The sequence below is a fragment of the Micromonospora sp. DT63 genome (assembly GCF_049841615.1).
Classification (GTDB): domain Bacteria; phylum Actinomycetota; class Actinomycetes; order Mycobacteriales; family Micromonosporaceae; genus Micromonospora.
Window position 1 is genome coordinate 395,876 of sequence record NZ_JBNCKQ010000003.1, and the last position, 22,970, is coordinate 418,845.

Consider the following 22,970-nt stretch of genomic DNA (forward strand, 5'->3'; position numbering starts at 1 on the left):
GAGAACCGTGACGCACGTGTCCGAGCGCAGCGGCGCAGGAAGCAGCCCGACCGGCGCTGGCGGCGACCACCAGCCGTGGACGGGCGGTGCCGGCCGTCAGGCCCGTAAACGCTCGGTCTCGTACGCCGACGCCGGGGTCTCCATCGACGCGGGCGACCGTGCGGTGGAGCTGCTCAAGTCGAAGGTGCGCCAGACCCGTCGCCCCGAGGTGCTGGGTGACCTCGGCGGCTTCGCCGGCCTGTTCCGGCTGGACACGAAGAAGTACAAGAGCCCGATCCTGGCGTCCTCGACCGACGGTGTGGGCACCAAGCTGGTGATCGCCCAGCAGATGGACATCCACGACACGGTCGGCATCGACCTGGTCGCGATGGTCGTCGACGACCTGGTGGCCTGCGGTGCCGAGCCGCTGTTCCTGCTCGACTACATCGCCACCGGCGAGGTCGTTCCGGACAAGGTGGCTGAGATCGGCGCGGGCATCGCCGACGGCTGCCGGTACGCGGGCTGCGCGCTGCTGGGCGGGGAGACCGCCGAGCACCCCGGTGTGCTGCGCCCGGACGAGTACGACATCTCCGCCACCGGCGTGGGCGTGGTCGAGGAAGCCGACATCCTCAGCCCCGAGCGGGTCGAGGTGGGCGACGCGGTGATCGCCATGCGCTCCTCCGGCCTGCACTCCAACGGCTACTCCCTGGTCCGGCACGTGCTGCTGGGCGCGGCCCGGATGCGTCTGGACATCGTGATCGACGACTTCGGTCGGCAGCGGACCCTGGGTGAGGAGCTGCTCACCCCGACCAAGATCTACGCGAAGGACTGCCTCAAGCTGATCGCCGAGGCCGAGGTGCGGACGCTGTCCCACATCACCGGCGGCGGCATCCCCGGCAACCTGGTCCGGGTGCTGCCGGAGCACGTCGACGCGGTGGTCAACCGGTCCACCTGGAAGCCGCAGCCGATCTTCGACCTGATCCAGTCGAAGGGCCGGATCGACGACCACGACATGGAGTCGACCTTCAACATGGGTGTCGGCATGTTCGCGATCGTCTCGGCCGAGGACGCCGACCGTGCGCTGGCCACCCTGACCGGCCGTGGGGTCGAGGCATGGCAGGCCGGCGAGATCATCGAGGGCACCGGCAACGTGCAGATGGTCGGTCAGCACACTCGCGGATGATCACGTTCCGGTGATCGTACGGGCACCTGATCAGGGCTTCACCCGAGTGGCCAGTGCCGCCTAGCCTGAAGGGCTCAGGCTGGGCGGAGGAGGGTGATGGCTGCCGCGGGACTGTCGTTCAGCGGGATGCGCGGTCTGGCCGCGGTCCCGTCGTACGTCGTCATGCAGCCGACCACCCTCTGCAACCTCGACTGCGCGTACTGCTACCTGCCGTTTCGGGCCGCTGACCGGCGGATGTCGGTGCCGGTGGCCGAGGCGGTGGCGGCGGCGGTCAACCCGTGGGCGGCGGCCGGCCGCTTCTCCGTCGTGTGGCACGGCGGCGAGCCGCTGGCCGCCGGCCGGGAGCACCTGGCCGCCCTGATTGCGCCCTTCGGGCCCGAGGTCGAGCACCACGTGCAGACGAACGCCACGCTGATCGACGACGAGTGGTGCGCCTTCTTCGCCCGCCACGAGGTGCGGGTGAGCGTGAGCGTGGACGGGCCCGCCGAACGCAATGGCGACCGGGTCAACCGTGGCGGTCAGCCGGCGTACGAGAAGATCCTGCGTGGTGTGGCGGCGCTGCGCCGCCACGGGCTGCCCTTCTCGGCGCTGGCCGTGGTGTCCCGGCCGGCGCCGGGGCTCGCCGCCGAGCTGTACGACTACTTCCTCGGGCTGGGCTGCGACGTGCTGGGCATCAACATCGAGGAGACCGAGGGGGTCAACACCCGCGACAACAGCCATGACGCGGCGGCGGTGACGGCGTTCTGGGCCGAGTTGGTGTCGGCCTGGCGCAAGGAGCCGCGGATCCACCTGCGCGAGGTCGAGTGGTCGCTGCGGTACGCGGCGGCGGTGCTCGACGGCGCGGCGGACGGCGTGTTGCCCCGTCGGCTGGACCCGATCCCGACCATCGGGCACGACGGCTCGGTGACCGTGCTCTCCCCGGAGCTGGCCGGCTTCACCGATCCGCACTACGGCGACTTCAGCAGTGGGAACGTGCTGGCCACCCCGCTGGCCCGGATCCTGACGGACGCGGCGTCGACGCCCTGGGTGGGTGAGTTCCTGACGGGCGTGGAGGCGTGCCGGGCGTCGTGCCCGTACTTCGGCTTCTGTGGCGGCGGTCATGCCGCCAACCGTTACTTCGAGCTGGGGCGTTTTGACGGTACGGAGACCGAGCACTGCCGCAACAGCAAGATCCGCCTATTGGAGGGAGTGTTGGAGCATGCCCGAGACCACCAGTCACCGGCGGCCTGAGCGCGAAGCGGACGACCCCCCGGACGGAGTGACCGAACGGGTGCGGGAGGCCGCCCCCGGGCTCGTCGCGCTGCTTCAGGAGGCCGAGGACGCGCGGCGGCTGCGGGCGGAGGTGTCGGGCGGAGACGGCGTCAGCGCGGTCTGCGCCTGGAACCACTTCGAGAACATCCCGACCTTCTACAACTGGAACAACCGCCCGCGCTGAGGCCGACCGTGATCAGGGGCCTGTCGGCCGGCCGGAGTTGACCTCCGGCCAGGGCAGGCCCCTGATGATCGGCACCGGTCTCGCTCCCGATGGGCACATGCGTGAGCACGCGGGGGTTACCGCGTGCTCAGCTGCGTCGAGAGGTCAGCGGGTCGGTCGGACCCAGGGATCCGGGTCGTCGTCCGCGTGATTCTCATCATCGTCGTCGACGAACTCTTTAGAGTCGTCGTCGAAGTGGTGCTCAGACTTACCAGCACCCGCCAGTTCGCGCTGCAAGGCGGTGAGGTCGGTGTTCGGGGAGTGGTACTTCAACTCCCGGGCCACCTTCGTCTGCTTGGCCTTAGCACGGCCGCGCCCCATGGCTCGACCCCCTCGCACAGAATGCGGGGCAGCCCGAAGGCGGGCCCCGATGACGTCAGGCATCTCTCGTGGCTCTTACGGTACATGGGGATGCCATCGTTCGGCACCTCGGGTTACCGTCAGCCGGCTCTGCGCGTCGTGGCGATCCGGCCGTCACCCAGTGTACCTGGTAAGGAGCGGAACGAGGAGCACCCGTGACACCGGACAAAACACGCCAAACTTGACCTGGGCTCAGCTTACCGAGCCGGACCGGCGTGGGAGGCCCGGAGGCGGATCCTGGTCGATCCGCCTCCGACTCCGAAAGGCGTCAGCGCAGGTGGATCGTGCGCAGGCGACCGACCTCGGCCATCCGCCGCTCGGCCAGCCGGTCCGCGGCGACCGCCGGCGGCACGCCCTCGGCGTCCGCCAGGTGCAGGATCTCGCGGGTGGTGTCGTAGATCCCGGTGGCCCGCAGCTTCGCCCGCTCGAAGTTGAAGCCCTCGATCTCGTCGGCCACCTGGATCACGCCGCCGGCGTTGACCACGTAGTCGGGGGTGTAGAGGATGCCCCGGTCGGCCAGCAGCTTCTCGATGCCCGGGTGCGCGAGCTGGTTGTTCGCCGCCCCGGTCACCACCTTCGCGCGCAGCGCCGGCACCGAGTCGTCGTTCAGAGCGCCGCCCAGCGCGCACGGGGCGTACACGTCGATGTCCGCCGCGACCAGCGCGGTGGCGTCGTCCACCAGGCTGACCTCCGGGTGGTTCGCGCGCACCCAGGCCAGGGCCTTCGGGTTGACGTCGGTGGCGACCACCTCCGCGCCGTCCTCCAGCAGGTGCCCGGTCAGGTACTTGCCGACCTTGCCGAGGCCCGCCACGCCGACGCGCCGGCCACGCAGGCTCGGCGTGCCCCAGACGTGCTCGGCGGCGGCCCGCATCCCCTGGAAGACACCCCATGCGGTCAGGATCGAGGAGTCACCGGCGCCGCCGTGCTCCACGCTGCGGCCGGTCACGTACCGGGTCTCGCGGGCGATGATGTCCATGTCGGCCACGTAGGTGCCGACGTCGCAGGCGGTGTAGTAGCGGCCGGCCAGCGACTCCACGAAGCGGCCGTACGCGCGCAGCAGCGCCTCGCTCTTGATCTGCTCCGGGTCGCCCCAGATGACGGCCTTGCCGCCGCCCAGGTCCAGCCCGGCGAGCGCGTTCTTGTACGCCATCCCGCGGGACAGGTCGAGCACGTCGGCGAGCGCGTCGTCCTCGCTGTCGTACGGGTAGAAGCGGGTGCCGCCGAGCGCCGGCCCCAGCGCGGTGGAGTAGATCCCGATGATCGCCTTGAGGCCGCTCTGCTTGTCCTGGCAGAAGACGACCTGTTCGTGACCTGTCGATATCGCGTCGTCGGTGCTCGCGAATACGCCCATGACTGGCTCCTGAAGGTGGTGTGCGTTCCTTGTGGGACGCGGACCTGGTGGACCCCGGCGGGGATGCTGCCGGTGCGGTCGAGCCTAGTATCGGCCGCCGTACGGCCGCCCGACGTGCCCGGCGTCATCCCACGTTGCGGCGCGTGTGGTCCGGCCGCTGGGCCCGTACGGGTGCGGTTCGTGGGAGGATCGCGCGGTGCCGTCGCTCTTCGCTTCATACCTGCGCGTGTACGAGCCGCTGACCGCCTTCGACCGGGACCGGCAGAGCTACTGGCGCCGCTACGTCTCGGAAGGGCGGGCGGTCGCCCCGGTCGAGGGCCCCGGCCGCCAGCGGACGGCGGTGATCGAAGCGCTGGGCGCGGGCTGGACCAGGCTGCCGGACCTGCCCGAGGAGGCGTACGTCCTGGAGACGGACGACGGCCTGCTGGTCTGCCCCTGGAACCTGCGCATCCGGGTCGCCGAGGCGGCGCTCAACGCCCGGGACGGGGTGCCCTCGGTGCTCGCCGACGCGTTCGTGCCGCCGGTGCTCGCCGGGCAGGCCAGGGCGGTCGTCGACGACTGGCGCAGCGGTGCCCGGGTGCTGGAGCACGGGGTGCCCCGGGTGCACGAGCAGATCGCCACCTGGGGTGTGCCGCTGCGGTGGTTCGTGCTCTTCGACCCGGCGGAACGGGACCTGGTCACCGAACCGGGCCGGCGGGCGCTGCGCTACCGGACGGAGATCTCCAAGGCCCGTCGCCGATCGTCGCGGGCGCTGTCGGTGCTGCGTAAGTCGGTGGGCGAGGCACCGATCACCGAGGCGGTGGAGGAGGCGGCCCGCTGGCTGGAGGAGTTCCACCCGCGCTCGGTGGTGGAGCTGGACTACGGCGGCCTGGTCGCCCTGCTCTCCGACGAGACCCTCGCCGCGGACGACTCGCCGGAGCTGGTCGCCGGTGGCCTCGCGGGGCTGTCGCGCGGCGAGGCCGAGGAGGCGTCCGCCGCGTACGACAAGTTGGTGGCCCGGTGGCGTGCCGTACAGCTGCTGGAACGGTGCAACTGAGGCATTTCGCCCTAGGAGCGCTCCCAAGGCGAGGTTCCCTCGTAGTTGACGCATCACGAACCGTGATCATGAGTCCGAATAAGGTAGTTTCTGCCGTGTAAAAGTCGTAAAAATCGGGCATGGTTCATCCGTCCGTCTAGGGACCTTCATCCGTTCGGCCCATGTCGGACATCGGGGACTAGCCGGACCATGGGAGACGCGTCGGCCGGCGGGACCCCGGCCGATGTCTATACATGTGGAGGAGTGACCGATGGCATCGCGAACGCACGAACCAGAGCCGCTACTCACACCGGCCGAGGTGGCGTCGATGTTCCGTGTCGACCCGAAGACGGTGACCCGGTGGGCGAAGGCGGGCAAGCTCAGTGCCATCCGCACCCTGGGTGGCCACCGTCGATACCGCGAGTCGGAGGTCAGGGCGTTGCTGCAGGGTCAGATCCCGCAGCAGCGGCAGGGCGACTGAGCCGGCACGAGTTTTTTCCGACAAAGGGCGGTGGATCTCGATCCACCGCCCTTTGTCGTGCCGCCTCAGCGTTGCCCCTCGGTAAGCGTGACCCGGATGCCGACGGTGCCGCCCTCGCCGCGGCGCAGCCGGCTGCCGAGCAGGCTGAGGCGGCCGATCAGCCGGTACTTGTGCTTGAGCAGGTCGCGGACCCGGCCCGTGTCGCGGCCACCGTAGAGGGTCGCGTGGGCCGGCACCTCCGCCCCGTGCGGCCGGCCCCGGACGTCGCACGGGGCCACTGTCACCTCGCCGTTGTGGCGGATCCGCTTCACCTTCCCCGAGTCGGCCCGGGTCCAGACGGCCAACGCGTCCCCGTCGCGGACCGCCCAGACCGGGGTCGGCACCGCCCGACCGTCCTTGCGGAAGGTCGTGAGCAGGAGGTACTTCTCGGCCGACAGCCGGTCCAGCGTGGTCACGCCGCCCAGGATACGGCCGCTGCGGGCCACTGAGTGGCCAGATAGCGTGAACGTCGTGACGGGGGAGCCTCTAATCGGTGACGTGGTCGGCGAACTGCTGCGGGACGCGCTCGCCGTGGCAACCGGGGTCGGGCCCCGGCCCATGGTCGGCGGGCGGCTGCCCCGGCCGGTCATCGAGATCATCGAACGGGACGACGGCCTGATCAACGGGGCTCCGGCCGCGCACTACCTCGACGGGCCAGCCGACTGGCAGCCGTACGACCATCGGGCCGTCGACCGGGCGCGGGGCGAGACGCTGGACGTCGGCACCGGGGCCGGTCGGATCGCGCTGCTGCTCCAGGAGCGCGGCGTACCGGTCACCGGGCTGGACACGTCGGCGGGCGCGCTCGCGGTGAGCGGGCGTCGCGGCGTACGGCGGCTGGTGCACGGCACGGTGGACACGCACGTCGCCGACGGCCAGCGGTACGACACGTTCCTGCTGCTTGGCAACAACCTCGGGCTGTTCGAGGGGCGGGAACGGGCACCAAGGTTCCTGGCCGCGCTCGCCGCGCTGGCCCGACCGGGAGCGCAGATCATCGCGCACGGCACCAACCCGTACGGCACCCGCGACCCGCTGCACACCGGCTATCACGAGCGCAACCGCCGCCGTGGCCGGCTCGGTGGCCAGCTGCGCCTGCGGCTGCGCTACCGGGAGCTGGGCACCGAGTGGTTCGACTATCTGGTCTGCTCGCCCGACGAGTTCGCCGAGCTGGTGCACGGCAGCAACTGGCGGCTGACCGATGTGGACGAGCGCGACGCCCCCTACTACCTGGCCACCCTCCGCCTCGCCGGCTGACCGGCGAAGGGCCCCTCGTCGACGAGGAGCCCTTCGCGCGGATCAGACCTGGACGGTCGGGGGCAGGTTCTCGGGCGGGAGGCCGCCATCGCCGTCGACCACCTCGTCGGGGGTGCCGTCCTCGTCGATGTCGACCATGGTGATGTCCACCTTGCCGTCACCGTCGGTGTCGAACTGGAACAGGTCGGCCTTGCCGTCGCCGTCGGTGTCCACCACCCACACGTCGGTCTTGCCGTCGTTGTTGGTGTCGGCGCGCAGCAGGTCGACCCGCTCGTCGCCCCGGGTCTCCACGGTCTCGGAGTCGGTGCTCTCCCCGGTGGTGACGCTCTCCGGTGCCTGGCTCATCTCGATGCGGTCCTTCCCTCTGGGTTGACGGGCCGTACGTACCCGATCGCGCGCTCCCCCACGCATGGACGCGGTCGTCGTGCTGTCTAGGGTCGCACCATGAGCGAGCGGAGCGGGCCGAGGACCCGGGCCGGCGTGGCGGGGACCCCGCGCGCCACCGGGACGGACAGGGAGGCGTGATGAACGATCGTTTCGTGGTCGTCGGTGCGGGCACTATGGGGCTCGGCATCGCGTACGTGGCGGCCGGCGCCGGGCACACCGTCGAGCTGGTCGAGGTGGACCAGGCACGGGGCGCGACAGCGCTGACCCGGCTCGCCGACCTGTGGGAGCGGGCGGTGCAGCGCGGCAAGCTGACGGCCGACGAGGCCGCCGCGAACCGGGAGAGGGTGACGCTGCGTCCGAGCCTCGCCGAGGTCGCCGCCGCCCCGGCGGTGCTCGTGGAGGCGGTGCCCGAGCGGCTCGACCTCAAGCGGACGGTGCTGCGGGACGCCGCCGCGCTGAGCCCGGCCCTGCTCGCGAGCAACACGTCGAGCATCTCCATCGGCGAGTTGGCCGCTGGCCTGGACGCGCCCGAGCGCTTCCTCGGCCTGCACTTCTTCAACCCGGTCTGGGCGATGGCGCTGCTGGAGATCGTGGTCGGCCCGGCGACCGCCGAGGAGACCACCGCGGAGGCCGTCGCGCTCGCCGGTCGGCTCGGCAAGGACCCCGTCGTCGTACGCGACCTGCCCGGCTTCGCCACCTCCCGGCTCGGGGTCACCCTCGGGCTGGAGGCGATCCGGATGGTCGCCGATCAGGTGGCCAGCCCGGCCGACATCGACAAGGCGATGGTGCTGGGCTACCGGCACCCGATCGGGCCGCTGGAACTCACCGACCTGGTCGGCCTGGACGTGCGACTGGACATCGCCCGCACCCTCCAGGCCGCGTACGGGGACCGCTTCGCGCCGCCGCCGTTGCTCGAGGAGATGGTGGCCGCCGGCCGGCTGGGCAAGAAGTCCGGGCAGGGCTTCTACACGTGGGACGGCGGTGTGAAGCGGTGAGCGGTCTGCGGATCGAGGAGCTGCCGGATCGGCTCGTGGTGACGCTGGCCCGGCCGGAGAAGCGCAACGCCATCGACGCCGACCTGATCGCCGAGCTGCACCAGGTCTGCGCCGAGCTGGAGGCGCACCCCCGACTGCTGCTGTTGACCGGGGGCGCGGAGGGCATCTTCGCCGGTGGCGCCGATATCGGTCAGCTCCGCGAACGGGGCCGTACGGACGCGCTGGCCGCGATCAACTCGGCGGCCTTCGCCCGGATCAGGGCGCTGCCGATGCCGAGCGTGGCCGCCGTCGACGGGCCGGCGTTGGGCGGTGGCGCGGAGCTGGCGTACGCCTGCGATCTGCGGGTGTGCACGGCCCGGGCGGTCTTCGGCCAGCCGGAGGTGCGGTTGGGCATTCTGGCCGGCGCCGGCGCGACCCACCGGCTGCCCGCCCTCATCGGCGAGGGCCGGGCCAAGGAGCTGCTGTTCACGGGCCGGCGGGTGGACGCCGCCGAGGCGCTGCGCATCGGTCTGGTGAACCGGGTGGTGGACGAGCCCGGCGACCTGCTGACGGTGGCACACGGGCTGCTGGACGAGATGGCGCAGGGCTCCCCGCTGGCGTTGCGGCTCACCAAACTGGCGGTGGACGCGCCCGCCGCCGCACATCCGCAGCTCGACCTGGTCAGCCAGGCGGTGCTCTTCGAGGACGAGGAGAAGCACCGCCGCATGACCGAGTTCCTGGAGCGCCGCCGAGCCCGCTGAGGCACGAACGCAGGACGGCCGCACCGGCTCGGAAGCCGGTGCGGCCGTCGCGGTCCGCGGTGGTGCTCAGTGCCGGATCTGCACCCCGGTGTCGGCGAGGGCCCGGATCACCTGGGCCGACTCACCGAAACCGATGATGAGAACGGCGTCCGCGCCGAATTCCTTGATCTCCTTCGCGCCGCCGGTGAAGTCCACCGGCGCCGCCGAGGCGTCGGCCGGCGGGTCGTACGTGAGCAGCTTGAGTCGGTCGCCGGCGATGCCGGCCTTCTCCAGCTCGTCACGGACGGTGGCCTGGAGGCCCTCACCGTAGGAGTCCTTACGGGCGACGATGACGATCTTCTGCGACCCGTCGCGGAGGATCACGTCGGCAAGCGCCCGACCCTGCAGGCTGTCCGGCGGGGCGGTCCGGAAGTAGAGGCCCTTGTCCTCGACGTCGGTCAGGCTGGCGTCGGTGTTCGACGGCGAGAAGAGGATCTTGCCGGCCTTGACCACGTCCGGCAGCACCTCCCGGGAGATTCCCGAGCCGCCGGCGCCGATGATGATGCTGACCCCGTCCGCCACATGCTTGGCGACGGTCGCCTTGGCCACCGTCGTGCTGGTGCCGTCGTCGCCGTCCTTCCACGTCACCGGCTTGCCCAGGGCGCCGCCCGCGGCGTTGACCTCCCGGATCGCCAGCGCCGCGCCGGCCGCCATCGGCGGGTAGGCGATCGCCAGGTCACCGGTCTTCGGCAGCAGGCCGCCCACGATCAGCGGCTGCTGGGCGTCGGCGTCACCGGGTCGGGCCTTCTTCGCCTTCGGCGGCGTCTTGGTGCTCGCCGCGGACTCGGCGCCCGCGCCGACGAACTCGGTCTTACCGTCGTTGATCTGCTGGCCGTCGAAGGTCAGCGTGGCGTAGCTCGCGGTGGCCGGCTCACCCTTGTCGGTGAAACCGGCGCGGGTCAGCGAGACGCTGCGGTACTCGATGTCCTGCCCGGCCCGGGCCAACGTCAGGCAGGCGGCAGGGGTCTCGCACCGCTGACCGTTGTTGGTGACGCCGACGATCTGCTTGGCGATGGCGGCCGGGTCGGTGCTGCCGGCCAGTTGGGCGGCGAGCACACCGATCACCACCGCGTCGTACGTCTCGGCGGCGTAGAGGTAGTCCGTCAGAGCCGGATCGACGGACCGTAGCCGGCTCTTGAAGTCGTCGGGCAGCGGGGTGAGCGGCGTCGTCCCCTTCATCCCATCGACCAGAGCGGCGCGTTCCTTCAACTCCGCTGGGTAGGAGTTGAGCATGTTGCCGTCCGTGCCGTAGAGGCGCACCTGTTGGGCGCTTCCCTCCTCGGCCTTGTCATCCCCGCAAGCGCTTGTGGCGAGCAGGATCGTCGCGCAGGCGGCCAGTGTGGCCACCCGCGAGCGGCGTGATACGAGCATGGTCGTCCTTCCTCCGGCGAAGGTCCGCTGCGCACATTAGCGTGCCCACGCCGGCGGCGGGACCGTGGAGGTGGCGAAATGCGCAGGTCGCTCGCGTTGAACACGCAGAGTGACGGAAATGCCGGGCCTTGACCCTCCGTCCTACTGTGCGCTGGGTGACGGACCTACCACAGCAGACGTTCGACGACGCGACCGCCGTGCTCCGCTCGGCGCTGGCCGGCGATGGGGAAGCGGTGACAGGTGCGTTCGACGCGGTCGTCGACCGGGCCGGCCTGCCCGGCGCGTACGGGGTCGCCTGGTGCCTGGCGGCGACGATGGTCGGTGACGCCGCGCCGAGCACCGGATGCGCGCTGGAATTCCCGGACATCGAGCAGGCGGACTACGACACCCGCTGGGTGGCACGCTTCGTGAGCGCGTACGCCAACCAGGACGTGCCGACCGGGGAGGCGCTGTTCGGTGCGGCCGCGGCCGACGGGCTGCTCTCCGACTGCCTGCTCACGCTCGCCGGCTCGACGATCGCCACTCTGCGCAGCCGCGCCGGCTGACCGCGCTCTGCGGGGCGCGGCCCCCGTCGGGTGCCGCGCCCGCACGGGCCGCTCAGAAGGCGTGGTACGCGACGAGCGGCTCGTACTCGTAGCGGACGTTCTCGAAGCGGACCCGGAAATTGACGCCGTCCCGGACGTTTGTCGCCACGGTGACCCAGCCGGAGTTGGCCGGCAGGTAGGTCCAGTAGTTGCAGTTGCCGGTCTTGTCGATGAAGATCACGCAGGCGTCGGTGCCGTACGGGCTGGCGTTACGTACGTTGATGTCGCGGCACCGGGTTGTGGTGCGGTACGGGCCGGCCTGGCCGCCGTAGCCGCCGGTCTGGAAGAAGGAGCGGACCGCCCCGCCGTAACACGTGGCGAGCGGAGCGAAGAGGTTCGGCCCCGAGGTGAAGTCGGTGGAATCGGCGCTCTGGGCGGTCGGTGCGGCGGCCTGAGCGGCCTGAGCGGGTGCGCCGCTAGCGAGCAGGGCGGCGGCCGTGGCGACGGCGAGCAGGCGGGCGGTCGGGGATGACATGCGTGCCTCCGGAGACAGGTGGATGACCGTCCGTATAGGACGGTCGAGCTGATCGTGACGATGATACTGATCGATCAATGCGACCGTGGCCCCAGATCGTCCGCCGTGTGTGATAGCTCTGGGTGCATGTCCGAGGCCATGCTCAGCAAGGTGCGCAAGCTGCTCGCCCAGGCCGAGGACCCGGCCTGCACACCCGCCGAGTCGGCGGCCTTCACCGCCAAGGCGACCGAGTTGATCGCCCGCTACGGCGTCGACAGGGCGTTGCTCGCCGTCCGGGACCCGACCACCGACCCGGTCGGCGACCGGGTGCTCGACATCGTCGCCCCGTACGCCCGGGACAAGGTGGGCCTGCTCGCCGCGGTCGCGGAGCCACTGCGCTGCCGCTGCGTCCGTCGCCGGCAGGGCAACGGGTTCGCGGTGCACCTGTTCGGCTTCGCCAGCGACCTGGAACGGGTGGACCTGCTCTTCACCTCACTGCTCGTGCAGGCCGCACACGGCCTGGCCGCCACCGCGGTGCCCGCGGACGACCATCCGGCCGCCTTCCGACGGTCCTGGCTCGCCGGCTTCGCGGAAGTGATCGGCGGCCGGCTCTGGGCGGCCGAGACGGCGGCGGCCGGCGAGTCGGGCGGCCCGTCGGTGGCGCTGGTGCTGGCCGACCGCTCCGACCGGGTGCAGCGACGGCTCACCGAGGAGTACCCGAGACTGCGAACCGCACCGGCACGCCGGCTCGGCGGCACGGGCTTCGGCTCCGGGGCGGAGGCCGGAAACCGCGCACACCTGGGCGGTCGGGACCTGGACGGCAGCCGGGCCGGTCGGCAACTCGGCCGCTGACCGCTCAGGCGGCCTGGTGGCCGCGCGATTGCTCAGGCGGTTGTGAGGGCCGCGTGACCGCTCAGGCGGTTGTGTGGTCGCGCGACCGCTCAGGCGGTGCCTTGGCCACGTGACACGGTGGCGAGATAGCGGGTGAGCAACTCGTGCCAGCCCGCAGTCAACGCCTTGCGGTACCCCTCGGCCGCCTCACCGTGCCGATCGAAGTGCCGGTGCTCCAGCTCGACCCGCGTCCGTTCGGGCCCGTCGGGAAGGAACAGCACCTCGACCTCGCTCGCCTTCGCCGGGTCCGGCACCGGCACCCGGTCCGGGCCGAGCTGCCAGGCGAAGACCAGCCGCCGGGGCGGGTCCCACGTGAGCACGCGTCCCCAGTCGGCGCGGAAGCCGTACGGGCCGATCTCGTAGAGCATCCCGCCGGCCCGCGGCTCCATGCCCAGCTCGGCGAGGGCCTCCGGACCGGACCACGTGTACTCCGTGACCCACCAGTCAGTCAGCTCATCGGTGAAGACCGCGAACGCCCGCTCGGCGGAACCCGGGACGAGGAGGCTGCACCGCAAGGAGAACCGCTCCAGGTCCTGCCGGATGTCGGCCGGATCAGCCATCCCCTGTCCCATAGGCCCGGACCATACCGGCTGATGCCTCGGTGTGCAGCTTCGCGAGGTGCCCGGTTCCAGACAGTGGGTTGCCGAGCCGTCACGGACGGGATGCCCCGCCGGAAAGCGGGTAACCGCGCCGAACGGCCCGGACGACCGGGTCGGCGTACGGGGGCGGGAGAGTATGAGCGAGAACGCGCAGCAGCGGAATCCGGACCGGGACGTCGACACCGGGGACCCGGACGTCCTGCTCGACATCCCGAAGGTGTCGGTCGACTCGATCAGACTGGTCGTGGACGGGCTGGACGCCGACATCTCGCTGCGCGCCCGGCTGGCCAACCTGCTCCAGCTCGACGCCGGCGTACGGGTCCACCTGCAGGGCGTCGAGCTGGACATCGACGGGGTGCACGCCGAGGCTCAGCTCCGGGTACGCCTGGAGCAGCTGGTGACACTCCTGGGCCGGGCACTCGACACGATCGACAACAACCCGCAGGTCATCGAATCCCTGGCCCGGGCGGGCAGCGGCGCGCTCGACGACGTCAACCGCAGCACCCAGCAGTTGGCCGCCGGCGCCGCCGAGGTCACCGCCCTGGCACAGCACTCCGGCGTACGCGACGAGCTGGCCCGCCAGGCGGGTGCGGCAGGCGAGTTGGGTGACCAGACGCGAGCACGACCCGCCCGCCCGGCCGAGCCGCGCCCAACAGAGTCCCGGCCGGCGGAGTCCCGGCCGGCGGAGTCCCGGCCCGCGGAGTCCCGGCCGGCGGAGTCGCGCGCATCGGAAGGTCAACAGCCGGAGTCGCACCGGGCGGAAGGTCAGCCGCCGGAGTCTCGGTTGGAGGGCCGGTGGCCCGTGGATCGGGCCTCCGCGCAGGCGCACCCCACCTCCGCCGGGCAGGGGTCCACGGGGCAGCAGCCGCCCGAGGGTCAGGACCGGCAGCAACCGCGGGGTGGTCCGGGAGGAGACCGACCCGCTCCGGCTGCTTCGCCGCCCGGAAAGCCCGCCGATCAGCCGGGTGGCTCGCCGACCGCCGGTTCTGGGGAGTCCCGGGCGTCCGGCGGCGGAAATCAGGGCGGCCAGGACGGCGGCGGTGGCAAGCCCGCCGGCCAGGCCGCTGGCGGCCAGGGTGCCGGTGGCCAGGGTGGCGGCGGTCAGGCCGGTGGTGATCAGGGTGGCGGCGGTCAGGCCGGTGGTGGTCAGGGTGGCGGCGGTGATCAGGGCCGTAGGCAAGGCGGAGTCAGTCAGGCCGAGAGTGGCAACGGTGGCGATGGCCGGGGTGCGGATGGCCAAGGCGGTGGAGGCCAAGGCGGCCAGGGCGGTGGCGGCCAGGGCGGTGGCGGCCGAGGCGGCCAGGGCGGTGGAGGCCAAGGCGGCCAGGGCGGTGGTGGTGGCCAGGATCGCGGCTGGCAGGCCGGCGGTGACCAGCAGGGTGGCGGTGGTGTTTCGAGTGGGGCGCATGCCGCAGCTCAGAGTGCGGCGCAACTCGCCGAGCAGGCGGGAGAGACCTTGCGGCAGGCCGGGCGCAGCGTGTGGGAGGCGATCCAGAGCGGGATGGCCCAGCACCGCCAACAGGGCCGCCACGACCAGTGATCATCGTCTCGGTGCGGCCGACGCGCTTGATCGACTCGGGTTCGGCGATATCGGGGTATCCCGGTGGCCGCGATACCCCAACTTCGGCGAAAGCGAGTCGATCAACGGCCAGGCCGGGCGATCAAGGGGCCAGGCGGGACGGTCGCGGGCCAGGCCGGGCCATCGGGGCGGGCCGGGCCGTCGCGGGGCAGGCCGGGCGATCGCGGGCCAGGCAAGCCGATCGCGGGCCCAGGCCGGGCGATCGAGGGCCAGGCCGGGCGATCGTGGGGCCAGGATGCGGCGGGAAAGCAGAACGCCGACCGCGTCTCCGCTGGTCGGCGCTCCTGTAGCCCGGCGAAAGGCTATGTGGCCAGGGGCGGGGTCGAACCGCCGACCTTCCGATTTTCAGTCGGACGCTCGTACCAACTGAGCTACCTGGCCGCGTTGCTCGGCTCATGCTACCCGCCAACCGGATGAACCGCTGGCAGGGTCACCTGCTCCGATACGCAGAACGCCGCGCGAGGCGCGGCGTCAGCGCTGCGGTCCTGACGGGACTTGAACCCGCGACCTCCGCCTTGACAGGGCGGCGAGCACTCCAACTGCTCCACAGGACCTAGCTTGTGTTGCTCCGGCTTGCGCCGGTCGTGCCCCCAACGGGATTCGAACCCGTGCTACCGCCTTGAAAGGGCGGCGTCCTGGGCCGCTAGACGATGAGGGCGGCCCCGCCATCATTGCACATTCGCAACTTCAAGCGGACTTGCTCCCATCCGGCCCCGCCGGAGGCTTGGAAAGCATACGTGATGCCGGGCTGGTCGACAAAACCGGTATCGCCGGGACCGTTGTGCACCGCATAACCGCAGGTCAGGGCCTATCTAGCGAGTCGGGTGATGCCGAAGCGGTGCTTCAGGTCGGCGATCAGGTGCGGGCAGGCGGCGAGCGTCGCGGCCCGGTTTCCGCCCCCGTCGTGCAGCAGCACGATGGATCCGGGGCGTGCCGCGTTGTGGACCCGCTTGGCGATCGTGGCGGCGGTCGGCTTGTCCCAGTCCTGCGGGTCGACGGCCCAGTGCAGCGGGCGCATGCCGAGTTCCTTCGCCACGGCCAGAACCTCAGGTGTCCACCGGCCACCGGGTTGGCGGTAGAAGGACACCGGTGTGCCGGGAGACGCCGCCTGGATGGCCTTGTTGGTGCGGACCAGGTCGGCCTTGATGTCTGCCACCGGTCGGCGGGCGAGGTCGAGGTCGTGCCGCCAACTGTGGTTGCAGAGCTGATGCCCCTCCCGGACGATCCGCCGGATCAGTTCCGGGTGCCGCTGGGCTTCGAGGCCTACGACGCAGAAGGTGGCCGTCACGTGGGCCGACCGCAGTTGGTCGAGCACCTTCGGGGTCCAGGCCGGGCTGGGCCCGTCGTCGAAGGTCAACGCCACAGGCTTTACGCCGGTGGTGCGCCGCAGCCCGGCTGGGAGCTTCGGCGGCAGCGGTCGCAGGGGCGGCTTCGGCGGCTTGGTGTGGGTGGCGGTCGGCGACGGTGTGGGCGTCGTCGGCGCGGGCGGGGCGGTCGACTCGACGGGTGGCGACCCGGCTGCGGCGTGGATGGTGCTGTCTGGCTGAGCGCAACCGGACAAGACCAGCACCACGGCGAGGACGGACGCCAGGGCGGCGCGGGCTTGCATCTGTTCGCTCCCGGGGGTCGGGGCAGGCGGACGTCCCGACGGTAGTGGAAGCGGGTGGGGGACCGACAGGCCGGTCACGCCTCCCGGGACTGGTCCAGGGAGTCACGGACCGCCATCGCGAGCGAGACCGCCTCGGCCAGGTCGACCGGCCGGACCACCCCGGCGGGCAGGGTGTCGGCCCGCCAGCCGGGGCCGGCGGCGAGGATCAGCAGCGGGCGGCGGGGCGCGGCGAGTAGCGCGCTGAGCTGGGCCGGGTCGGCCGTGGCCCGGGTGTGTGACCAGAGCACCACGGCGGCCGGGCCGGTGCGGTTGACCGCCTCGACGAGGGCGGCCACCGGCACGCGGGCGCCCAGCATCCGGTAGCTCACCCCGGCCTCGGCGAGCGCGGCGGCCAACGCTTCCAGGGGGAGGGTGTGCTGCTCCTCGTCGGCGCAGGAGAGCAGGATCCGGGCGGGGCCGCTGGGCGCGTTGGCCTGGCTGGCCGCCGCGAACGCCTCCGACACGCATCGGGAGACCAGGTGTTCGACCTCGATCAGGCCGGAGGTGGCGGCGTGCCGGTCGCCGATGCCGGCGAGCACGGGGCGCAGCAGGGTCTCCCAGGTGGCGACGACGCCGCTGGCGGCGATCGTGTGCGCGATGGTCTCGTTGATCGCCGCGGCGTCCAGGCGCATGGCGGCGCGGGCCAGGCCCCGGGCGGCCGGGCCGGCGCGGCCCACTCCGATGGCGCCCCCGCCGTCGCGCCCGGGCGGGCGGATCCGGCTGCGGGTGACGGTGTCCGCAGGCGTCCGGTCCGGTGCCTGCCGTGCCCACCGGGCCGCCTCGGCAGGGCTCACGCCCTCGGCGGTCAAGCGCCGCATGGTTTCGAGGCGAGCCAGGTCGGCGGGGGTGTACCGGCGGTGGTGGCCGGGCACGTGCTCGCTGGGCCCGAGCCCGTAGCGCTGGTGCCAGGTGCGCAGCGTGGTGACCGCGACCCCCAGCCGTCGCGCGACGGCGCCCGCGCTCAGCGCCTCATCGGCCACCCGGCCGCTCCGCCGCGTCATCCGCCGACGATCCGGCCGGGGTCATGGTCGAGCCGGGGGCGCCCGACGGGGTGCCCGAGGGGCGCAGCAGTCGGTTCACCACCCCGCCCAGCCAGGGTGCGTACGACCGGGGGTCGCGGTCGAGTTCGGCCTCCAGGGCGGCCGGGTCGGCCCAGCGCAGCTCGGCCACCTCGTCCGGGTCGGGTCGCAGCGGGGCGGCGGGCAGGAACTCGCCGCGCAGGACGTGGTCGTACTCGAACTCGACGCGGCCGGAGGTCGGGTCCTCGGCGTAGTAGACGTAGACGCCCACCTCGGTCAGCTCGACCGGGCCGGTGCCCAGCTCCTCCTTGAGCCGCCGGTTGGCCGCCTCGGTCAGCGATTCGCCGGGTCGCGGATGGCCGCAGCAGGAGTTGGCCCAGCGCAGCGGGAAGCGGGTCTTGACCGCGGCCCGTCGTTGCAGCAGCACCTGGCCGTCCGGGTCGATCAGCAGCACCGAGAAGGCCCGGTGCAGCTGCCCCGGTGGCTGGTGGGCGGCGGCGACCGTGGTGTCCCCGCGGGCCTGCCCGGCGTCGTCGACCAGCTCGACGAGGTGGTCCTCGCGGCTCGTCATCGGCCTTCTCCGGTGATCCGGCCGGCGGCCAGTTTGCCGGAGATCAGCACCATCGGTACGCCCACGCCCGGCTGGGTGCCGGAGCCGACGAAGACCACGTTCGACAGGTCGCGGTGCAGGTTCGACGGGCGGAACGGCCCGGTCTGGAAGAGGGTGTGCGCGGCGGCGAACGGGGTGCCGGCGGCCATCCCCTGTTCTGCCCACTCGGCGGGGGTGATCGCCCGCAGCACCTCGACGCCGGCGCCGAAGCCGACGTACCCGCGCTCCTCCAGGGTGCCGATCAGTTGGTCGCCGTAGCGCTTGGTCAGGTCGCCACGCCACTCGAACGGCGCCCGGTCGAGGTTGGGCACCGGCGCGAGCACGTAGTAGGTGTGCCGGTCCGGTGGGGCCACCGACGGGTCGGTCCGGCTGGGGTTGGTCACCAGCAGCGACGGATCGGTCATCAGCTCGCCCCTGCGGATGACCTCATCGAAGGTGCCCTTCCACGCGCGTCCGAAGTGGATGTTGTGGTGGGCGATCTTCGCATATCCCTGTCGTGAGCCGACGTGCAGGACGACGCAGGAGGGTGAGTAGGTGAGGCGTCGCGCGGGCGCGGCGGGGAGCAGGTCCCGGTAGGCGACCGGCAGGTCCGGGTTGAGCACCACGACGTCCGCGGGCACGAGCTCGCCGTCGGCGGTGAGTACGCCGGTGGCCCGCCCGTTCGCGGTCTGCACCTGGGTCACCGTCGTGTCGTACCGGATCTGCACGCCGTGCTTCTCGGCCGCGCCGGCCATCGCCCGGGAGACCGCGTGGATGCCCCCGCGGGGGAAGTAGACGCCGGCCACCGAGTCGAGGTACGCGATGACCGCGTAGATGGCGAGCGCGTCGTGCGGGGCGAGCCCGGCGTACATCGCCTGGAAGGAGAAGATCCGCTGGGTACGCGGGTCCCGGAAGAACTGGTTGATCTTCGTCTGGAGGCGGCGGAAGGCCCCGCCGGTGAGCAGCTTGAGCAGGTTGCCGGTGATGAGGTCGGTGGGCGCGTCCAGGTTGCGCTCGATGAAGTCGGCCCGCTCCAGTCGCCACAGCTCCCGGGCGTAGTCGACGAAGCGCAGGTAGCCGTCGGCCTCCCGGGGCCCGCAGACCCGGGAGATCTCGGCCGCCATCCGGGTGGTGTCGGTGAGCACGTCGAGGGTCGAGCCGTCCGGGTAGTACGCCCGGTAGGCCGGGTCGAGCGGGGTCAGGTCCAGCCAGTCGCGCAGCTCCTCGCCGACCGCGCCGAGCGCCTCGGCGATGAGGTCGGGCATGGTGAGCACGGTCGGGCCGGTGTCGAACTCGTACCCCTCCACGGAGAGTCGGCCCGCGCGTCCGCCGGGGACCGGCTCGCGCTCCAGCACCGTCACCTGTCGGCCGCTGCCGGCCAGGTGCAGCGCGCAGGCCAGCCCACCGAGCCCGGCGCCGACGACCACCACCCGGTCCGTCCGTCCCGTCACCGTCCGCACGTGACCACCTCCTCGTCAGAATCGCTCATCAGGCCCGCCGGCTGGTGGCGGCGGTGGCCAACCCGGTCAGCGCGGTACGCGCCGTCCGGTCCACGGGTGCGCTGTCGAGCGCGGCCAGGGCGTCGCCGACCCGCTCGGCGATCATCCGCTCCACGCGGGCCACCGCGCCGGTCTCGGCGACCAGGTCAGCGAGCCGGTCGACCGGCTGACCGTCGGCCTGCTCCAGGGCCCGGAGCTGGCCGGGCGTGGCCAGTTGCCGCGCCAGCATGAGCAGCGTGGTCGGCTTGCCGGTGCGCAGGTCGTCGCCGGCCGGCTTGCCGGTAGCCGCCGGGTCGCCGTAGACGCCGAGCAGGTCGTCGCGGAGCTGGAAGGCCTCGCCGACGGCCAGGCCGTAGCGGGTGTACGCGGCGACCAGCGCGGTGTCGGTGGTGACCCCGGCCAGGAAGGCGCCGAAGAGCAGCGGTCGCTGCACCGTGTAGCTGGCGGTCTTGTAGCGGGCCACGCGCAGCGCCCGGTCGACCGACCAGCTGGTCGGGTCGTTCTCGCCGAGCACGTCCAGGTACTGCCCGGCGACGGTTTCAACGCGCATCTGGTCGTAGCAGCGGCGGACCTCGAACAGGCGGGCCGGGGTGATGGTGGCGCGGGCGAGCAGCTTGTCGGCCCAGACCATGCAGAGGTCGCCGATGAGCACGGCGGCCGCCTCGCCGAACCGGCCCGGGTCGCCCCGGTGGCCGGCGGCGACGTGCTGCGCGGCGAGCGCGACGTGCGCGGTGGGCCGGCCGCGGCGGGTGGTGGAGGCGTCCATCACGTCGTCGTGCACCAGCGCGAACGTGTGCAGCAGTTCGAGGGCGGCCAGCGCGGGCAGGACCGGTGGGAGGGGCTCGGTGCCGCCGACCGCCCCGCGCCAGCCCCAGTAGGCGAACGTGGACCGGATCCGCTTGCCGCCGACCAGCACGGCCTCGCGCGCGGCGGACGCGAAGCCGCCCATGGCCGCGTCGATCTCGGTGAGTGCGTCGACCTCGGCGGTGAGGAAGGTGGAGAGGGTCTCGTCGACCGCCGTGATCAGGTCCTGGGTGTACGCGGCCAGGACGGCGCGGACCGGATCGTCCCTGTCGCCCGGCCCGGTCGGCGCCATACGGGTCGCGTTGCCCGCTACTGCGTCGTTGGCCATGTTGGCGAGCGTACCCTAGGGTACGAGTTGCGTCGATTGGTGCGTCGATAATTGAGGAGGGCCGGTGGACACGGATCTCACCGCTGCCTACGAGCGCTGCCGTGAGCTGCACAAACGTCACGGGCGTACCTACTATCTCGCCACCCGGTTGCTTCCCGCGTGGAAACGACGACATGTACACGCCCTCTACGGCTTCACGCGGTACGCCGACGAGATCGTCGACCGCACCGAGGACCTGCCACCGGCCGAGCGAGCCGCCCGGCTCGACGACTGGGCCAGCCGCTTCGTGGCGGGTCTGCACGGTGCGCCGGTCGACGACCCGCTGCTGCCGGCAGTGCTGCACACGATCGCCATCTTCGACCTCGACCGCGACGACTTTGCGTCGTTTCTGAAGAGCATGGCGATGGACCTGACCGTCACGTCGTACGCGACGTACGACCACCTGCTCGACTACATGGAAGGTTCGGCGGCGGTCATCGGCACCATGATGCTGCCGATCCTGGGCAGCACCGATCCGGCGGCCGCCCGCGAGCCGGCCCGCCAGCTCGGCTTCGCCTTCCAGCTCACCAACTTCATCCGCGACGTCGCCGAGGACCTCGACCGGGGTCGCACCTACCTCCCCGACGAGGATCTGGCGAAGTTCGGCGTCACCCGCGAAGACCTGGCCGAGGCCAGCGCCCGCGGGCGCGGAACGTCCCGGACGCGCGAGCTGATCGAGTACGAGGTGACCCGGGCCCAGGCGCACTACGCCGCCGCCGCGCCCGGCATCACCATGCTCGCGCCGGCGTCGCAGGCGTGCATGCGCACCGCGTACGCGCTCTACGGCGGCATCCTCGACGAGGTGGCCGCGCAGGACTACGACGTCTTCACCCGCCGGGCCCTGGTGCCGCAACGGCGGCGGATGGCGGTGGCCGCCCGCGCCCTGCTCACCTCGACGGGTACCCCGGTCACGATCCCCGGGCCGACGGTCCAGCCGGCGGCCCGGTGACGGCGGGCACCGCGATCGTGCTCTTCACCCGCGACCTGCGGGTGCACGACCACCCGGCGCTGGCCACCACCTGCGCGGCGTTCGACCGGGTGGTGCCGCTGTACGTGCTCGACCCGGCTCTGGCCGGGCTGTCGGCCAACCGCACCCGGTTCCTGCACCAGGCGCTCGCCGACCTGCGCGACGCGCTGCGCGAGCGCGGCGGCGACCTGGTGGTGCGGCGCGGTGACCCGGTGGCCGAGACGATCCGGTTGGCCGGCGAGGTCGACGCGACAGCTGTGGCGCTCTCCGCCGACGTCAGCCGCTACGCCCGTCGCCGGGAGCGGCGACTGGGCGCCGAGTGTGAGCGGCACCGGTTGCGCCTGCGGCTCTTTCCGGGCCTGACTGTCGTCGAACCGGGTGCGTTGCGACCCGGCGGCGGCGACCACTACCGGGTGTTCAGCCCGTACCACCGGGCGTGGTCGGCCGCGCGGTGGCGCGACGAGTTGGCCGCACCCCGCCGGATCGCGCTGCCCGACGGGATGCGCGTGGGTCGGTTGCCGGCACCGCCGGCCGGGGAGTCGCCGGACGCGGCGGTCGGCGGCGAGCGGCCGGCCCGACAGCGGCTCACCGAGTGGCTGCCCGAGCTGGGCCGGTACGACGACCAGCACGACGACATGGCCGGCGACGACACCTCCCGACTCAGCCCGTACCTGCGCTTCGGCTGCGTGTCCCCGCTGTCGGTGGCCAACCGTGCCGGCGACCGGTCCGGGCCCTTCGTCCGGCAGGTCTGCTGGCGCGACTTCTACTACCAGGTCACCGCCGCGTTTCCGGAGATCTCGACGGCCGCCTACCGGCGGGGCGCCACGGAGGAGTGGCGCTACGACGACGACGCCCTGTCGGCCTGGGCCGAGGGTCGGACCGGCATGCCGATCGTGGACGCCGGGATGCGGCAGATGCGGGCGCAGGGTTGGCAGCACAACCGGGCGCGGCTGATCACCGCCGGCTATCTCACCAAGCACCTGGGGCAGGACTGGCGGGCCGGCGTGAAGGTCTTCTTCCGCTGGCTGCTCGACGGGGACGTGGCCAACAACTCGGGCAACTGGCAGTGGGTCGCCGGCACCGGCAACGACACCAAGCCGTACCGGGGGTTCAACCCGGTCCGGCAGGCCGAGCGGTACGACCCGGCCGGCGACTACGTGCGCCGCTGGGTGCCGGAGCTGTCGCAGGTGCCGGGCAAGGCCATCCACCAGCCGTGGAAGCTGCCCGACGACGTCCGCCGCACGGTGGACTACCCGCCGCCGTTGTCCGTGCCCGGCATCGATCCGGTCTGGCTGCGGTGAGGCG

The 22,970-nt window shown here is 72.2% G+C and carries 25 protein-coding genes and 3 tRNA genes; 12 read left to right on the forward strand and 16 right to left on the reverse strand.

Going from position 1 to position 22,970, the window contains the following annotated elements; translation table 11 throughout:
• Positions 1-7 precede the first annotated feature (7 nt).
• The 3 genes from purM (at position 8) to amcA (ending at position 2,597) form a co-directional block, all read left to right on the forward strand.
• Positions 8-1,162, forward strand: a complete 1,155-nt coding sequence (gene purM, locus ACLQ27_RS14180) for a phosphoribosylformylglycinamidine cyclo-ligase (RefSeq protein WP_357491416.1) — start codon at positions 8-10, stop codon at positions 1,160-1,162.
• Between the two features lie 126 nt (positions 1,163-1,288).
• A complete protein-coding gene (gene amcB, locus ACLQ27_RS14185; RefSeq protein ID WP_357492077.1) occupies positions 1,289-2,392 on the forward strand; it encodes a cyclophane-forming radical SAM peptide maturase AmcB in 1,104 nt (367 codons plus the stop codon).
• Positions 2,361-2,597: a multiple cyclophane-containing RiPP AmcA gene (gene amcA, locus ACLQ27_RS14190; protein ID WP_234583167.1), complete on the forward strand. Its 237-nt coding sequence runs from the start codon at positions 2,361-2,363 to the stop codon at positions 2,595-2,597. The genes amcB and amcA overlap by 32 nt, the downstream gene beginning before the upstream one ends.
• Before the next feature lie 144 nt (positions 2,598-2,741).
• Here amcA and ACLQ27_RS14195 read toward each other — a convergent pair whose 3' ends face one another.
• Together ACLQ27_RS14195 and ACLQ27_RS14200 are read right to left on the reverse strand one after the other, a co-directional pair.
• Complete coding sequence (locus ACLQ27_RS14195; protein ID WP_007454329.1) at positions 2,742-2,957, reverse strand: DUF3073 domain-containing protein; 216 nt, start codon at positions 2,955-2,957, stop codon at positions 2,742-2,744.
• A 307-nt stretch (positions 2,958-3,264) separates the two neighbouring features.
• Positions 3,265-4,347, reverse strand: coding sequence for a Glu/Leu/Phe/Val family dehydrogenase (locus tag ACLQ27_RS14200; protein ID WP_357491413.1), 1,083 nt, complete (start codon positions 4,345-4,347; stop codon positions 3,265-3,267).
• Between the two features lie 196 nt (positions 4,348-4,543).
• Between ACLQ27_RS14200 and ACLQ27_RS14205 the strand changes: the two genes are divergently transcribed.
• The gene (locus tag ACLQ27_RS14205; RefSeq protein WP_234583169.1) at positions 4,544-5,383 is read left to right on the forward strand and encodes a hypothetical protein; all 840 of its coding nucleotides are present in this window, start codon (positions 4,544-4,546) and stop codon (positions 5,381-5,383) included.
• Positions 5,384-5,633: 250 nt separating this feature from the next.
• The gene (locus ACLQ27_RS14210) at positions 5,634-5,843 is read left to right on the forward strand and encodes a BldC family transcriptional regulator (protein ID WP_007073996.1); all 210 of its coding nucleotides are present in this window, start codon (positions 5,634-5,636) and stop codon (positions 5,841-5,843) included.
• Between the two features lie 65 nt (positions 5,844-5,908).
• Here ACLQ27_RS14210 and ACLQ27_RS14215 read toward each other — a convergent pair whose 3' ends face one another.
• The gene (locus ACLQ27_RS14215; protein ID WP_234583170.1) at positions 5,909-6,298 is read right to left on the reverse strand and encodes a PPOX class F420-dependent oxidoreductase; all 390 of its coding nucleotides are present in this window, start codon (positions 6,296-6,298) and stop codon (positions 5,909-5,911) included.
• Positions 6,299-6,353: 55 nt separating this feature from the next.
• Here ACLQ27_RS14215 and ACLQ27_RS14220 point away from each other — a divergent pair, with 55 nt between their 5' ends.
• Positions 6,354-7,133: a class I SAM-dependent methyltransferase gene (locus ACLQ27_RS14220; RefSeq protein ID WP_357491410.1), complete on the forward strand. Its 780-nt coding sequence runs from the start codon at positions 6,354-6,356 to the stop codon at positions 7,131-7,133.
• Positions 7,134-7,175: 42 nt separating this feature from the next.
• On the opposite strand, the gene ACLQ27_RS14225 is transcribed toward ACLQ27_RS14220, so the two are convergent.
• A complete protein-coding gene (locus tag ACLQ27_RS14225; protein ID WP_234583172.1) occupies positions 7,176-7,478 on the reverse strand; it encodes a hypothetical protein in 303 nt (100 codons plus the stop codon).
• A 179-nt stretch (positions 7,479-7,657) separates the two neighbouring features.
• Between ACLQ27_RS14225 and ACLQ27_RS14230 the strand changes: the two genes are divergently transcribed.
• A complete protein-coding gene (locus ACLQ27_RS14230) occupies positions 7,658-8,515 on the forward strand; it encodes a 3-hydroxyacyl-CoA dehydrogenase family protein (protein ID WP_425867086.1) in 858 nt (285 codons plus the stop codon).
• A complete protein-coding gene (locus ACLQ27_RS14235; RefSeq protein WP_357491406.1) occupies positions 8,512-9,255 on the forward strand; it encodes an enoyl-CoA hydratase/isomerase family protein in 744 nt (247 codons plus the stop codon). The genes ACLQ27_RS14230 and ACLQ27_RS14235 overlap by 4 nt, the downstream gene beginning before the upstream one ends.
• 66 nt (positions 9,256-9,321) lie before the next feature.
• Here the strand turns inward: ACLQ27_RS14235 and ACLQ27_RS14240 are convergent, their stop codons facing one another.
• Positions 9,322-10,665: an ABC transporter substrate-binding protein gene (locus tag ACLQ27_RS14240; RefSeq protein ID WP_357491404.1), complete on the reverse strand. Its 1,344-nt coding sequence runs from the start codon at positions 10,663-10,665 to the stop codon at positions 9,322-9,324.
• 155 nt (positions 10,666-10,820) lie between these two features.
• Between ACLQ27_RS14240 and ACLQ27_RS14245 the strand changes: the two genes are divergently transcribed.
• On the forward strand, positions 10,821-11,210 hold the full coding sequence (locus ACLQ27_RS14245; RefSeq protein WP_357491402.1) for a hypothetical protein: 390 nt from the start codon (positions 10,821-10,823) through the stop codon (positions 11,208-11,210).
• Positions 11,211-11,262: 52 nt separating this feature from the next.
• Here ACLQ27_RS14245 and ACLQ27_RS14250 read toward each other — a convergent pair whose 3' ends face one another.
• Positions 11,263-11,724: a hypothetical protein gene (locus ACLQ27_RS14250; protein WP_357491400.1), complete on the reverse strand. Its 462-nt coding sequence runs from the start codon at positions 11,722-11,724 to the stop codon at positions 11,263-11,265.
• A 126-nt stretch (positions 11,725-11,850) separates the two neighbouring features.
• Here ACLQ27_RS14250 and ACLQ27_RS14255 point away from each other — a divergent pair, with 126 nt between their 5' ends.
• Complete coding sequence (locus tag ACLQ27_RS14255; protein WP_357491398.1) at positions 11,851-12,555, forward strand: DUF2786 domain-containing protein; 705 nt, start codon at positions 11,851-11,853, stop codon at positions 12,553-12,555.
• Positions 12,556-12,644: 89 nt separating this feature from the next.
• On the opposite strand, the gene ACLQ27_RS14260 is transcribed toward ACLQ27_RS14255, so the two are convergent.
• The 10 genes from ACLQ27_RS14260 to ACLQ27_RS14305 all read right to left on the reverse strand — a co-directional run bounded on the left by ACLQ27_RS14260 (position 12,645) and on the right by ACLQ27_RS14305 (position 20,659).
• A complete protein-coding gene (locus ACLQ27_RS14260) occupies positions 12,645-13,166 on the reverse strand; it encodes an SRPBCC family protein (RefSeq protein WP_357492075.1) in 522 nt (173 codons plus the stop codon).
• A gap of 79 nt (positions 13,167-13,245) precedes the next feature.
• The gene (locus ACLQ27_RS14265; protein WP_425867088.1) at positions 13,246-14,724 is read right to left on the reverse strand and encodes a hypothetical protein; all 1,479 of its coding nucleotides are present in this window, start codon (positions 14,722-14,724) and stop codon (positions 13,246-13,248) included.
• 355 nt (positions 14,725-15,079) lie between these two features.
• Positions 15,080-15,153, reverse strand: a tRNA-Phe gene (locus tag ACLQ27_RS14270).
• Positions 15,154-15,252: 99 nt separating this feature from the next.
• Positions 15,253-15,326, reverse strand: a tRNA-Asp gene (locus ACLQ27_RS14275).
• 31 nt (positions 15,327-15,357) lie between these two features.
• A tRNA-Glu gene (locus ACLQ27_RS14280) sits at positions 15,358-15,430 on the reverse strand.
• Between the two features lie 150 nt (positions 15,431-15,580).
• Positions 15,581-16,381 (reverse strand): polysaccharide deacetylase family protein, encoded by an 801-nt coding sequence (locus ACLQ27_RS14285; RefSeq protein ID WP_425867090.1) that lies wholly within the window; start codon positions 16,379-16,381, stop codon positions 15,581-15,583.
• A gap of 74 nt (positions 16,382-16,455) precedes the next feature.
• Positions 16,456-17,400, reverse strand: coding sequence for a MerR family transcriptional regulator (locus tag ACLQ27_RS14290; protein WP_425867335.1), 945 nt, complete (start codon positions 17,398-17,400; stop codon positions 16,456-16,458).
• Complete coding sequence (gene idi, locus ACLQ27_RS14295) at positions 17,390-18,010, reverse strand: isopentenyl-diphosphate Delta-isomerase (protein ID WP_357573622.1); 621 nt, start codon at positions 18,008-18,010, stop codon at positions 17,390-17,392. The genes ACLQ27_RS14290 and idi overlap by 11 nt, the downstream gene beginning before the upstream one ends.
• Positions 18,007-19,488 (reverse strand): phytoene desaturase family protein, encoded by a 1,482-nt coding sequence (gene crtI, locus ACLQ27_RS14300; RefSeq protein WP_357491392.1) that lies wholly within the window; start codon positions 19,486-19,488, stop codon positions 18,007-18,009. The genes idi and crtI overlap by 4 nt, the downstream gene beginning before the upstream one ends.
• A 28-nt stretch (positions 19,489-19,516) precedes the next feature.
• Positions 19,517-20,659 carry a polyprenyl synthetase family protein gene (locus tag ACLQ27_RS14305; protein WP_234583184.1) on the reverse strand — a complete coding sequence of 381 codons (1,143 nt, stop codon included), beginning with the start codon at positions 20,657-20,659 and terminating at the stop codon, positions 19,517-19,519.
• 64 nt (positions 20,660-20,723) lie between these two features.
• Between ACLQ27_RS14305 and ACLQ27_RS14310 the strand changes: the two genes are divergently transcribed.
• Both ACLQ27_RS14310 and ACLQ27_RS14315 read left to right on the forward strand, forming a co-directional pair.
• Positions 20,724-21,647, forward strand: a complete 924-nt coding sequence (locus tag ACLQ27_RS14310) for a phytoene/squalene synthase family protein (protein ID WP_234583185.1) — start codon at positions 20,724-20,726, stop codon at positions 21,645-21,647.
• A complete protein-coding gene (locus ACLQ27_RS14315; RefSeq protein ID WP_425867093.1) occupies positions 21,644-22,966 on the forward strand; it encodes a cryptochrome/photolyase family protein in 1,323 nt (440 codons plus the stop codon). The genes ACLQ27_RS14310 and ACLQ27_RS14315 overlap by 4 nt, the downstream gene beginning before the upstream one ends.
• The last annotated feature ends 4 nt before the right edge of the window (positions 22,967-22,970 follow it).

Coding starts and splice junctions, on each gene's coding strand:
- amcB (WP_357492077.1), top strand. CDS start 1,289: ATGCGCGGTCTGGCCGCGGTCCCGTCGTACGTCGTCATGCAGCCGACC.
- amcA (WP_234583167.1), top strand. CDS start 2,361: ATGCCCGAGACCACCAGTCACCGGCGGCCTGAGCGCGAAGCGGACGAC.
- ACLQ27_RS14195 (WP_007454329.1), bottom strand. CDS start 2,957: ATGGGGCGCGGCCGTGCTAAGGCCAAGCAGACGAAGGTGGCCCGGGAG.
- ACLQ27_RS14200 (WP_357491413.1), bottom strand. CDS start 4,347: ATGGGCGTATTCGCGAGCACCGACGACGCGATATCGACAGGTCACGAA.
- ACLQ27_RS14210 (WP_007073996.1), top strand. CDS start 5,634: ATGGCATCGCGAACGCACGAACCAGAGCCGCTACTCACACCGGCCGAG.
- ACLQ27_RS14225 (WP_234583172.1), bottom strand. CDS start 7,478: ATGAGCCAGGCACCGGAGAGCGTCACCACCGGGGAGAGCACCGACTCC.
- ACLQ27_RS14230 (WP_425867086.1), top strand. CDS start 7,658: ATGAACGATCGTTTCGTGGTCGTCGGTGCGGGCACTATGGGGCTCGGC.
- ACLQ27_RS14240 (WP_357491404.1), bottom strand. CDS start 10,665: ATGCTCGTATCACGCCGCTCGCGGGTGGCCACACTGGCCGCCTGCGCG.
- ACLQ27_RS14250 (WP_357491400.1), bottom strand. CDS start 11,724: ATGTCATCCCCGACCGCCCGCCTGCTCGCCGTCGCCACGGCCGCCGCC.
- ACLQ27_RS14255 (WP_357491398.1), top strand. CDS start 11,851: ATGTCCGAGGCCATGCTCAGCAAGGTGCGCAAGCTGCTCGCCCAGGCC.
- ACLQ27_RS14260 (WP_357492075.1), bottom strand. CDS start 13,166: ATGGGACAGGGGATGGCTGATCCGGCCGACATCCGGCAGGACCTGGAG.
- ACLQ27_RS14285 (WP_425867090.1), bottom strand. CDS start 16,381: ATGCAAGCCCGCGCCGCCCTGGCGTCCGTCCTCGCCGTGGTGCTGGTC.
- idi (WP_357573622.1), bottom strand. CDS start 18,010: ATGACGAGCCGCGAGGACCACCTCGTCGAGCTGGTCGACGACGCCGGG.
- ACLQ27_RS14305 (WP_234583184.1), bottom strand. CDS start 20,659: ATGGCCAACGACGCAGTAGCGGGCAACGCGACCCGTATGGCGCCGACC.